At 69.8% G+C, this 11088-nt stretch carries 9 protein-coding genes; 8 read left to right on the plus strand and 1 reads right to left on the minus strand.

The genetic code is table 11. From position 1 onward, the window contains the following. Positions 1–301: 301 nt before the first annotated feature. From ACTHL9_RS03205 to ACTHL9_RS03225, 5 genes are read left to right on the plus strand one after another with little or no spacing between them, the layout of a single operon-like run. A complete protein-coding gene (locus ACTHL9_RS03205) occupies positions 302–1507 on the plus strand; it encodes an ABC transporter substrate-binding protein (protein WP_440517269.1) in 1206 nt (401 codons plus the stop codon). 8 nt (positions 1508–1515) lie between these two features. Beyond that, on the plus strand, positions 1516–2241 hold the full coding sequence (locus tag ACTHL9_RS03210) for an ABC transporter ATP-binding protein (protein WP_440517270.1): 726 nt from the start codon (positions 1516–1518) through the stop codon (positions 2239–2241). Then, on the plus strand, positions 2231–3148 hold the full coding sequence (locus ACTHL9_RS03215; RefSeq protein ID WP_440517271.1) for an ABC transporter permease: 918 nt from the start codon (positions 2231–2233) through the stop codon (positions 3146–3148). The genes ACTHL9_RS03210 and ACTHL9_RS03215 overlap by 11 nt, the downstream gene beginning before the upstream one ends. Continuing rightward, entirely contained in the window at positions 3145–4392 is a 1248-nt protein-coding gene (cobA, locus tag ACTHL9_RS03220) for a uroporphyrinogen-III C-methyltransferase (protein WP_440517272.1), read from the plus strand. Before ACTHL9_RS03215 ends, cobA begins: the two co-directional genes overlap by 4 nt. Beyond that, entirely contained in the window at positions 4389–5834 is a 1446-nt protein-coding gene (locus ACTHL9_RS03225; protein WP_440517274.1) for an FAD-dependent oxidoreductase, read from the plus strand. Before cobA ends, ACTHL9_RS03225 begins: the two co-directional genes overlap by 4 nt. Here the strand turns inward: ACTHL9_RS03225 and ACTHL9_RS03230 are convergent. Continuing rightward, positions 5831–7264 (minus strand): PucR family transcriptional regulator, encoded by a 1434-nt coding sequence (locus tag ACTHL9_RS03230; RefSeq protein WP_440517275.1) that lies wholly within the window; start codon positions 7262–7264, stop codon positions 5831–5833. The two genes, ACTHL9_RS03225 and ACTHL9_RS03230, sit on opposite strands and share 4 nt — an antisense overlap. Positions 7265–7368: 104 nt before the next feature. On the opposite strand from ACTHL9_RS03230, the gene ACTHL9_RS03235 reads away from it, so the two are divergent. From ACTHL9_RS03235 to ACTHL9_RS03245, 3 genes are all read left to right on the plus strand, one after another. Then, positions 7369–8799 carry a gamma-aminobutyraldehyde dehydrogenase gene (locus ACTHL9_RS03235; RefSeq protein WP_440517277.1) on the plus strand — a complete coding sequence of 477 codons (1431 nt, stop codon included), beginning with the start codon at positions 7369–7371 and terminating at the stop codon, positions 8797–8799. 34 nt (positions 8800–8833) lie between these two features. Beyond that, a complete protein-coding gene (gabT, locus tag ACTHL9_RS03240; protein ID WP_440517279.1) occupies positions 8834–10195 on the plus strand; it encodes a 4-aminobutyrate--2-oxoglutarate transaminase in 1362 nt (453 codons plus the stop codon). Between the two features lie 68 nt (positions 10196–10263). Further along, on the plus strand, positions 10264–11088 hold an 825-nt coding region (locus tag ACTHL9_RS03245), incomplete at its 3' end, for a universal stress protein (RefSeq protein WP_440517280.1).

Consider the following 11088-nt stretch of genomic DNA (forward strand, 5'->3'; position numbering starts at 1 on the left):
TGTATCGGGGTTTTTTTTTGGGGGGGCGTGCCCGGCCCCCGCCCCGGGCGCCCCCCCCCGCGGGGGGGCGGGGCGCGGTCGCCGTCGAACTTTCCGGGAAGCCTGTGTGACGCCCTATGACGCGACGTGAACGACCGTGACCGGGCCCTTGGGGGGCCGAAAACCCGTCTCTACGCTGGAACACATGTTCCGCAGCCCCCTCGATGACGCCGGGCGAATGCCCCGATGTCGGGCTCGTCGCTAGGCCCCCACCCGACCTTCCGACCCTTCTCCAGCGAGAACCGCACCCCCAGGACTCCCCATGACCAAGAGCCCCACCCCCGAGACGCAGTCCGATACCGGGCAGAAGAGCGTCCGCATCACATCCGAGACCAACGCTGCCAGCGCCAAGCGCGGCCGCGGCCTCAAGATCGGCCTCGGTGCCGCCGTCGTCGTCCTCCTCGCAGCGGGCGCAGCGTTGGCCACCGCGAACGCGAACCAGACCGCAAGCCAGCCCAGCCAATCCGCCGTCGCCCAGACGGGGACGCCTGCAGCCCAGCTCAAGCTCGGCTATTTCGGCAACGTGACCCACGCCCCTGCGCTCATCGGAGTGGGGCAGGGCCTCATCGCCGATTCGCTCAAGGCGGCGGGCACGAACAGCCTGACGACGCAGGTCTTCAACGCCGGCCCGGCGGAGATCGAGGCGCTCAACGCCGGCGCGATCGACGCCGCCTTCGTCGGCCCCAACCCGGCGATCAACTCGTTCGCCCAGAGCAAGGGCCAGTCCGTCGTCGTCGTTGCCGGCGTCGCGGCCGGCGGCGCCCAGCTCGTCGTCCAGCCCGGCATCAACTCTGCCGCGGACCTCAAGGGCAAGACCCTGGCGAGCCCGCAGCTGGGCAACACCCAGGACGTCGCCCTGCGCGCCTGGCTCGCCAAGCAAGGGCTCAAGACCACCCCGAACGGTACGGGAGACGTCACGATCAACCCGACCGACAACGCCCAGACCCTCAAGCTCTTCCAGAGCGGCAAGCTCGACGGCGCGTGGCTCCCCGAGCCGTGGGCATCGCGGCTCGTGCTGCAGGCCGGGGCGAAGGTGCTCGTCGATGAGAAGAGCCTGTGGGACGGCTCCCAGACCGGCAAGCCGGGCCTGTTCCCGACCACGATCCTCATCGTGAACAAGAAGTTCGCCGCCGACCACCCGCAGACGGTCGAGGCGCTCGCGAAGGGCAACGTTGCGGCCATCAACTGGCTCAACACCGCCAGCCAGGCCGACAAGGAGAAGGCGGTCAACGCAGGGCTCAAGGCCTCGGCGGGCGCCGAGCTGCCCACCGACGTGCTCGACCGCGCCCTGTCCAACATCACCTTCTCGGCCGACCCGCTGGCCGGGGCCTACCCGAAGCTGCTGCAGGACGGGGTCGACGTGGGCGTCACGAAGACCGCCGACCTCCACGGCCTCTTCGACCTGACCACTCTCAACCGGGTGTCCGGCCAGCCCAAGGTCAGCGCCGCGGGACTGGGCCAGGACTAGGAGCGACCATGACCGTTCTGCTCGAGAACCTCGGCAAGCGCTTCGGCGACGGCGCCCCCGTCCTCGACGGCGTCAACGCGACCATCCGCTCGGGCGAGTTCGTGGCCCTGCTGGGTGCCTCGGGCTGCGGCAAGTCGACGCTGCTGAACATCATCGCGGGCCTCGAGCGGCCCAGTGCGGGTGCGCTCGAGGTTCCCGCGGACGGCGCGGCGTTCATGTTCCAGGACGCCGCGCTGTACCCGTGGCTCACGGCCCGCGGCAACATCGAGCTCGCGCTCAAGCTGCGCGGGGTCGCGAAGGCGGAGCGCCGGACGCGGGCCGAGGAACTTCTGGACCTCGTCCACCTCGGGGAGGCCGCGGACAAGCGCCCCCACGAGCTCTCGGGCGGCATGCGCCAGCGCGTCGCTCTCGCCCGCGCGCTGAGCCAGGACCGGGAAGTCCTGCTCATGGACGAGCCGTTCGCGGCCCTCGACGCCATCACGCGCGACCTCCTCCACGAGGAGCTCACGAGGATCTGGCGCGAGACCGGCCGGACGATCATCTTCGTGACCCACAACGTGCGCGAGGCCGTCCGGCTTGGCCAGCGCGTCCTGCTGCTCTCCTCCCGCCCGGGCCGCGTGGTGAGCGAGTGGGAGGTGCCCGGCGCGGTGAAGGACGACGCCGCTGCTGCCGCCGCCTTGACGGCCGACATCACCGCCCGCCTGCGCGAGGAGATCCGCCGTCATGGCAAGTAACGTCACCGAACTTGATCCCGTGCCAGGGGTTTCCGTGGAGCGGACCGAGGCGGACAATGAGGAGCTCCGCGCCCTCGAGGCCGGACTGGACGAGCTTCAGTCGGACGTCACTCACCGCCGGCGCGACTGGAGCCGGGTGCTCCTGCCGGTGGGCGCCGTCGTCGTGCTCCTGCTCGTCTGGCAGATCGTCGCGTCCTTGGGCCTCAAGCGGCAGGACCTCGTGCCGGGCCCACTCGACGTGGCGGCTGCCCTCGGCCAGCTGTGGCGGGAGGGTCAGGTCCAGCAGGCAATCGTGACGTCGCTGGGCCGCGGCGTGCTCGGGTTCGCCGTGTCGGTCGTCGTCGGGACGCCGGTCGGACTCCTGCTTGCGCAGGTCCGGCCACTGCGCCGGGCGTTCGGGCCGCTCGTCTCGGGGCTTCAGGTGCTGCCATCCGTCGCGTGGGTGCCGGCAGCCATCATCTGGTTCGGGCTCACGGACGCAACCGTGTACTTCGTGGTGCTCATGGGGGCCATCCCGTCGATCGTGAACGGCCTGATCGCCGGCGTCGACCAGATCCCTCCGCACTACCGCTCGGTCGCGAAGGTACTCGGCGCATCGCGCCTTGAGCTCGCGCTCCAGGTGATCCTGCCCGCGGCCCTTCCCGGCTACGTGGCCGGCCTCAAGCAGGGCTGGGCGTTCTCGTGGCGCTCGCTCATGGCGGCCGAGATCATCGCGGTGGGCGGCAGCCTAGGCTTCGGGCTTGGCTCGCTCCTCGATCAGGGACGTACCCTGAGCGACATGGGTGTGGTCATGGGCGCGATCCTCGCGATCCTCGCCGTCGGCATCCTGATCGAGCTCCTCGTCTTCGGCCCGGTCGAACGCAGGCTGCTGCTTCGCCGCGGGCTCCTGAGCGGAGGCTCGCGATGAGCGGCCTCGACCTCTTCCCGACGTCCCTCCGGCTCCTCGGCAAGCCCGTCCTCGTGGTCGGCGCGGGCCGGGTTGCGGGTCGCCGCGCGCGCGCTCTCCTGGATGCGGGTGCGGTGGTCACCGTCGTCGCGCCCGAGGCGGCTGACGACGTTGCCCGCCTCGCCGAGTCTGGCCTCCTGACGTGGGTTCGGCGCGGCTACGAGACCTCGGATCTCGACGGCGTGTGGTTCGCCCAGACCGCCACGGGGGTGGCCGACGTCGACGCACGGGTCGCGGCCGAGGCGGAGACGCGCCGGATCTGGTGCGTCAATGCGAGTGACCACGAGGCCTCTGCCGCCTGGACGCCCGCGTCCGCGCGGGTCGATGACGTCACGGTCGCTGTCAACGCGGGGGGAGACCCCCGGCGGGCCAGGGCGCTGAAGGACGCGATCGTTCTCGCCTTGAAGACCGGCCGCCTGCCCCTCCGGCGGCACCGCCAGGGGAGGGGCCGCGTGGCCCTCGTGGGCGGTGGCCCGGGCGAGGCGGGGCTTATCACCGTGAGGGGGCGCCAGCTTCTCGCAGAGGCGGACGTCGTCGTCGCGGACAGGCTAGGGCCTCGCGGGCTCCTCAGGGAGCTGGCGGATGCCGCCGCGGGCGGCCCGCGCGTCATCGAGGTCGGCAAGGCCCCGGGCGCTCATCAGGCCAGCCAGGACGAGATCAACCAGATCCTGGTCGACGAGGCCAAGGCGGGCAACGTCGTCGTGCGGCTCAAGGGCGGCGACCCCTACGTCCTCGGGCGCGGAGGCGAGGAGGCGGCGTTCTGCCGCGAGCACGGCGTCGACGTCGAGGTGGTTCCCGGCGTGACGAGCGCGATCTCCGTGCCGGCTGCCGCCGGGATCCCCGTGACGCACCGCGGCCTCGCGACGGGGTTCAGCGTGGTGACTGGCCATGAGGAACTGGACGAGCTTCCGGCGCGCCCCGACCACACGATCGTGCTCCTCATGGGGGTGCGCCGTCTGGCCCATTCGGTCCGGCATCTCCTCGCGCACGGGCTTCCCGCCGGGACACCGGTTGCCATCGTCGAGAGCGGCTGGACCGAGCGGCAGCGGGTCACGATCGGTACGCTCGAAACGATCGTCGATCAGGCCGAGCGCGTCGGTGTCGCGAACCCCGCCGTGATCGTGGTCGGTGACGTCGTCCGCGTGAGCCCCTACGCGCCAGCAAGCTTTCAACGGATCAGCACAACGAAGGAAATCTCTCAGTGACGAATAGCAACCCCTCACGGCCGCTCCGCATTGCCGTTGTCGGCTCCGGCCCCGCCGGGGTCTACGCCGCCGACCTGCTGACGAAGAGCGCGCCGGTCGCGTCCGGTGAGCTCACGCTGAGCATCGACCTCTTCGACCGCTACCCGGCGCCCTACGGCCTCATCCGCTACGGAGTCGCGCCGGACCACCCCCGCATCAAGGGCATCGTCAACGCGCTGCACAAGGTCTTGGACCGCGGGGACATCCGGTTCTTCGGCAACGTCGACTATGGGACGGACCTCTCCCTCGAGGACCTCCAGCGCCACTACGACGCCGTCATTTTCGCCACCGGTGCCATCAAGGACGCCGACCTCAACATCCCCGGGATCGAGCTCGACGGCTCGTTCGGTGCGGCCGACTTCGTCTCGTGGTACGACGGCCACCCCGACGTCTCCCGCGAATGGCCGCTCGAGGCCAAGGAGATCGCCGTCATCGGCAACGGCAACGTGGCGCTCGACGTCGCGCGGGTGCTCTCGAAGCACGCCGACGAGCTCCTCGTGACCGAGATCCCGGACAACGTCTACCGGATCCTCAAAGAATCTCCGGTCACCGACGTGCACGTCTTCGGCCGCCGCGGCCCCGCACAGGTCAAGTTCACCCCGCTCGAGCTGCGCGAGCTCTCGCACTCGCACGACGTGGACATCGTCCTGTATCCCGAGGACTTCGAGTTCGACGAGGCCTCGGACCGCGAGATCCAGACGAACAACCAGGTCAAGACCATGGTCGGCACGCTGACCAACTGGATCGCGGAGCAGCCGGAGGACCCTGAAGAGCTCACGGCGTCCCGCCGCCTGCACCTGCACTTCCTCCACAACCCAGTAGAGATCTTCGACTCGGCGGAGACGCCGGGCAAGGTCGCCGGCGTCCGCTTCGAGCGCACCGAGCTCGATGGCACCGGCAACGTCCGGGGTACGGGCGAGATCCTCGAGTACCCGATCCAGGCCGTCTACCGCGCCATCGGCTACTTCGGCTCGTCCCTGCCGGACGTCGAGTTCGACCACCGTCGCGGCGTGATCCCGAATGACGGCGGCCGCGTCCTCGATTCCGACGGCAACTTCGTGCCCGGCGTCTACGCAACGGGCTGGATCAAGCGCGGCCCGGTCGGTCTCATCGGCCACACCAAGGGTGACGCACTTGAGACCATCGGGCACCTCCTCGAGGCCCGCGAGGACCTCCCGGTCGCCGCGGAGCCTGCTGAGGACGCCGTCGTCGCCCTCCTCGAGGGCCGCGGGATCGAGTACACGACGTGGGAGGGCTGGCTCGCGCTCGACGCGCACGAGAGGGCGCTCGGCGCCGCGGCCGCGCCCGCCCCGACGCACAAGGGCGACATAGCCCGCGAACGCGTCAAGGTAGTCTCCCGCGAGGAGATGGTCGCCATCTCCAACGAGGGCGCTCGGGTCTAGGCGCGCGCGACCTTCCGCACCGCAAGGGCCAGGAACAGCTGGACCCGGTCGGCAGTGACGGCCGGGTCATAGCCTGTGAGCTCAGCGATCTGGGCCAGCCGGTATCGGACGGTGTTCCGGTGCAGCCCGAGCTCGTCCGCGACCGCTGCGACCGAGCCGTTGAGGCTGAGGTACGCCTCGAGTGTGTGCACGAGCTCGGATCCATGCTGCTTGTCGAAGCGCACGAGCGGGCCGATCGCCTCGCCGGCCATGTCCGCGAGCGGCACGTCTTCGCTGGAAAGCAGGAGCGAGGTGAGGCTCAGCCGCTCGGGCTCGTTGACTTCGAGTCCGCGCGCGGCGGCCTCCTTCGCCTCGAAGTAGCTCCAGCGGAGCCCGTTCGGCTTCGTGTAGCTCCCGCCGATCCCGATCGTCGCGTGGATCCCAGCCTCGAGGAGGTGGTCCGCGAGGTTTCGGGCCAGCTTAGGGGCGCGTCCGCCGTCGTCCTCCACCACCACCGCGAGGTCGTGGTCCACCATGGCGCTCACGGCGCCGTCGAGCACGGCGGGCAGCGTGGTGCCGCGGAGATTCTTGTGGTGCGCTGCGGACTCGGCGAGCAGCACCACGTTGCGCTTCGTCGAGTTGACCCCCACCCCCGCAAGCCGGCGGGAGGCCTCCTCGGTATCGAGGGAGCCACGGACGACGTCGGCCATCACCTGCCCCGCGAGCGCTCGCTGGGCTTGGCGCTGCTTCGTGAGGTTGTTGAGCTCCACGCTGATGAGGTTCTGGGCGTAGCCGATGATGCCCGTGTCCTCGAAGGGCTTCTTGGCCCAGAGCGTGCACGCGTCGCGCCGCCCGGTCGGCACCGGGAACGGCACCCAGCGGTCCATGGTGGGCGCGCCGGCGTCCTTGCTGCTCGAGTACAGCTCCGCGGTGAACTGGGTGAGCACGAGCTCTGTGCCCAGCATCGTGCCCAGGTGCTTGAGGAGCTCAGCGAGGCCGCCGCCCGTGAGGAGCGAGCGGGCGAGGATCTGGTGGTCGGCGATGAGCTTCTCGAGCTTCGCATAATGGTCGGCGGAGTGGGAATCCGCGACGAGCTTGCTGAGGGCGATGAACGGTGTGCGGTACGGGACCTCGATCACAGGGAGCCCCCAGCGGTTCGCCTCGGCGACAAGCGCGGTGGGCACCTCGTCGTGGCCGAGGCCCACTCCGAAGCCAATGGCGACGGCGCCGGCTCGCTGCAGCACGCGGACGAACCTGCGCTGCTCCTCGGCGCTGCGCTGCCGGACGCCCGTGGTGAGGACGAGCTCTCCGCCGCTGAGGAACACCGCCGGATTCTCCTGCTCGGTCACGGCCACCCACGCAATCTCGCGGTCGAGGGTCGACGCCGCCGAGCCAGCGAGGGTGAGTCCGAGCCCGGGCGCGTCGAGCAGCGCGGAAAGGGTGAGAGCCATGGGTTCATCATAGGTTCTGGGACTGGCTGATCGCACCACAGACGAACGCTGGCTCAGTGCACTCGGCCATACAGTCTGTGGCGTGCGTCGCCTAATCTCGGAGCATGCTTCAGACCTTGCAGAACTTCATCGGCGGCGAGTTCGTCACGCCCGCCGGCAGCGACCTGCTCGACATCGTGAACCCGACGAACGGAGAGGTTGTGGCGAAGGCGCCCGTCTCCGTCAAGGAGGACGTGGACGCCGCGATGGCCGCGGCCGAGTCCGCGTTCGCGACGTGGAAGCACGCCACGCCGGGCGAGCGCCAGCGCCTCCTCCTCCGCCTCGCCGACGCCGTCGAGGCCGCGAGCGACGAACTCGTCGAGGCCCAGCACCGCAACACGGGCCAGGTCCGTTCGCTCATCGCCTCGGAGGAGGTCGCGGCCGGCGCGGATCAGCTGCGCTTCTTCGCGGGCGCGGCCCGTCTTCTCGAGGGCAAGTCAGCCGGCGAGTACTTCGAGGGGCACACCTCGTTCGTCCGGCGCGAGCCGATCGGCGTCGTGGCCCAGGTCGCGCCGTGGAACTACCCGTTCCTCATGGCCATCTGGAAGATCGGCCCGGCCCTCGCCGCCGGCAACACGGTGGTGCTCAAGCCCTCGGACACCACGCCGGAGTCGACGCTCGTCCTCGCCCGGCTGATCAAGGACATCTTCCCGGCCGGCGTCGTCAACGTCGTCCTGGGCAACGGGGCAACGGGCTCGCTCATGGTCGAGCACCCCGTTCCGGGCCTCGTCTCGATCACCGGCTCGGTCCGCGCGGGCATCGCCGTCGCCACCGGCGCCGCGAAGGGCCTCAAGCGCTCGCACCTCGAGCTGGGAGGCAAGGCGCCCGCCGTCGTCTTCGCCGATGCGGACCTGAAGAAGTCCGCCGAAGCGATCGCGGAGTTCGCGTTCTTCAACGCCGGCCAAGACTGCACCGCGATCACCCGCGTCCTCGTCGAGGAGCAGGCCCACGACGAATTCGTCCGGCTCATGGTCGAGCACACCAGGACGCTCGAGACCGGGCACGAGGACGACGAAGAGAACTACTTCGGCCCGCTGAACAACGTGAACCACTTCAACGCCGTGACCCGCGTTGTCGAGGCGCTGCCCGAGTACGCGAAGGTCGAGACCGGCGGTCACCGGGCGGGGGAGAAGGGCTTCTTCTACGAGCCCACCATCGTCACAGGCGTGCATCAGGACGACGACGTGGTCCAGAAGGAGACCTTCGGCCCAGTCGTGACGGTGCAGAAGTTCACGACCGAAGCCGAGGCCGTCAGGCTCGCGAACGACGTCGAGTACGCCCTCGCCTCGAGCGTGTGGACGTCCAACCACGGCCGTGCCATGCGCCTCGCCCGCGACCTCGACTTCGGCGCCGTCTGGATCAACACCCACATCCTCCTCACTGCGGAGATGCCGCACGGCGGCTTCAAGCAGTCCGGCTACGGAAAAGACCTCTCGATGTATTCCGTCGAGGACTACACGCGCGTCAAGCACGTGATGAGCAACTTAGATGCCTGAAGCCTTGGAGATGCTTAAGAAAGGAACCACATCAATGGACATCACGTACCGCCTCGAGCAGAAGCGCAAGGTCCTCGGCGACTTCCCCGGCCCGAAGTCGCTCGAGCTCGCCGCCCGGCGTGCCACGAGCGTCGCCAAGGGCGTCGCCTCCTCCGTTCCCGTCTACGTCGCCGACGCTGACGGCGGAGTGATCCACGACGTCGACGGCAACTCCTTCATCGACTTCGGCTCGGGCATCGCCGTGACGACCGTCGGCGCGTCCGATGCCGCCGTCGTGGGCGCCGTCAAGGAGCAGGTGGAGCACTTCACCCACACGTGCTTCATGGTCTCCCCCTACGAGGGCTACGTCGCCGTCGCCGAGAAGCTCAACCAGCTCACGCCGGGCGAGCACGAGAAGCGGACCGTCCTCTTCAACTCGGGCGCCGAGGCCGTCGAGAACGCGGTCAAGATCGCCCGCGTCGCCACGGGCCGCAACGCCGTCGTCGCCTTCGACCACGCGTACCACGGCCGCACCAACCTCACGATGGGCCTCACCGCCAAGGCGATGCCGTACAAGCACGGCTTCGGCCCGTTCGCCGGCGAGATCTACCGCGCGCCGATGAGCTACCCGTTCCGCGAGGAGAACCCGCAGATCACGGGCAAGGAGGCCGCCGAGCGCGCCATCCTCATGGTCCAGAAGCAGATCGGCGCCGACCAGGTCGCGGCGGTCATCATCGAGCCCATCCAGGGCGAGGGCGGCTTCATCGTCCCGGCCGATGGCTTCCTGCCGCGCATCGCGGAGTTCGCGAAGGAGAACGGGATCGTCTTCATCGCGGACGAGGTCCAGTCCGGCTTCTGCCGCACCGGCGAGTGGTTCGCCGTCCAGCACGAGGGCGTCGTGCCGGATCTCATCACGACGGCGAAGGGCATCGCGGGCGGCATGCCGCTCTCCGCGGTGACGGGCCGTGCCGAGCTGCTCGACGCCGTCCACGGTGGCGGACTCGGCGGCACCTACGGCGGCAACCCGGTGGCGTGCGCTGCGGCGCTCGCGGCCATCGAGACGATGGACACGCAGGATCTGCGCGGGCGCGCCCGCGAGATCGAGGGCATCGTCAAGGGCCGTCTCGGCAAGCTCCGCGAGGAGCTCGGCGCGGACAGCATCATCGGCGACATCCGCGGCCGCGGTGGCATGCTGGCCGTCGAGTTGGTCAAGAAGGGCAGCGCGGCCACGACCAAGCAGCCCGACGGCGACGTGACCAAGAAGATCGCCGAGTACTGCCTCAAGGAGGGCGTCGTCATCCTCACGTGCGGCACGTACGGCAACGTCATCCGCCTGCTCCCGCCGCTCGTGATCGGCGACGAGCTCCTCGCGGACGGCCTCGACGTGCTCGAGGCGGCCATCCGCGCCAACTCCTGACGCGTCGCACCGACCTCACGGGCCGCCGCTGCACCCGCAGTGGCGGCCTGTGTCGTAGAGTCTGGACCATGCGCTACGTGGTGGGGTACCAGCCGGACGAACGCGGGGCGGATGCCGTCGCCCTCGGCATCGCGATCGCGCGCGCCCAGGGCGCCAAGCTCGACCTCATGCTCGTCCTCGGCGAGAACGCGCCCTATGTCGCCGCCAACCCCGAGGGCAGCCGGATCAACCCGGAGGAGCAGCAGGTCCTGACTGCCCAGCGGACGGCTCTCGGGATGATTCCCAGCGACGTCTCCGCCGAGTTCCACGTTCGGCAGGGGAATTCGTTCGCCGCGGTGCTCATCGAGGCCGCCGTTGAATTCGAAGCCGCGCTGATCGTGGTCGGCGCCGCGAGCAACGGGCTGTTCAAGAGGTACACCGTCGGCAGCGTGGCGAACTCCCTCCTGCACGCGTCGCCGATCCCCGTGGCGCTCGCGCCACGCGGCTACCACCGCCTCGAACCCATCGAGCGCCTCACGGCCTTCATCGGCGAGCGACCGGGCGCGGATGCCGCCGTCGACGTCGCGCTGGTTGCCTCCCGCCGCCGCAGCGTGCCGCTCCGCTTCGTCTCGCTCGTCGAGCTGGACGCCCGCGGCGAGCACGGCGAGAACGTGAACGCAGCCCACCGCCATGCGAATACGGTGCTGACGGACGCCTCCCGGCGCCTTCCGGAAGGGCACGAGGCCACCGTCGAGGTGGCCCACGGTCGGACACTGGAGGAGGCCGTCGACGGCATCGACTGGCTGGACGGCGAACTCGTCATCATCGGATCGAGCCGCCTTGCCCAGAACCGTCGGCTCTTCATCGGCTCCACGGCGAACAAGATCCTTCGTGCGCTGCCGGTGCCCATGGTC

It is taken from the genome of Sinomonas sp. (genome assembly GCF_051955515.1).
Taxonomy (GTDB): domain Bacteria; phylum Actinomycetota; class Actinomycetes; order Actinomycetales; family Micrococcaceae; genus Sinomonas.

Bases quoted from the DNA above. Each gene is read 5' to 3' on its own strand.
- ACTHL9_RS03205 (WP_440517269.1), top strand. From the start codon at position 302: ATGACCAAGAGCCCCACCCCCGAGACGCAGTCCGATACCGGGCAGAAG.
- ACTHL9_RS03210 (WP_440517270.1), top strand. From the start codon at position 1,516: ATGACCGTTCTGCTCGAGAACCTCGGCAAGCGCTTCGGCGACGGCGCC.
- ACTHL9_RS03215 (WP_440517271.1), top strand. From the start codon at position 2,231: ATGGCAAGTAACGTCACCGAACTTGATCCCGTGCCAGGGGTTTCCGTG.
- cobA (WP_440517272.1), top strand. From the start codon at position 3,145: ATGAGCGGCCTCGACCTCTTCCCGACGTCCCTCCGGCTCCTCGGCAAG.
- ACTHL9_RS03230 (WP_440517275.1), bottom strand. From the start codon at position 7,264: ATGGCTCTCACCCTTTCCGCGCTGCTCGACGCGCCCGGGCTCGGACTC.
- ACTHL9_RS03235 (WP_440517277.1), top strand. From the start codon at position 7,369: ATGCTTCAGACCTTGCAGAACTTCATCGGCGGCGAGTTCGTCACGCCC.
- gabT (WP_440517279.1), top strand. From the start codon at position 8,834: ATGGACATCACGTACCGCCTCGAGCAGAAGCGCAAGGTCCTCGGCGAC.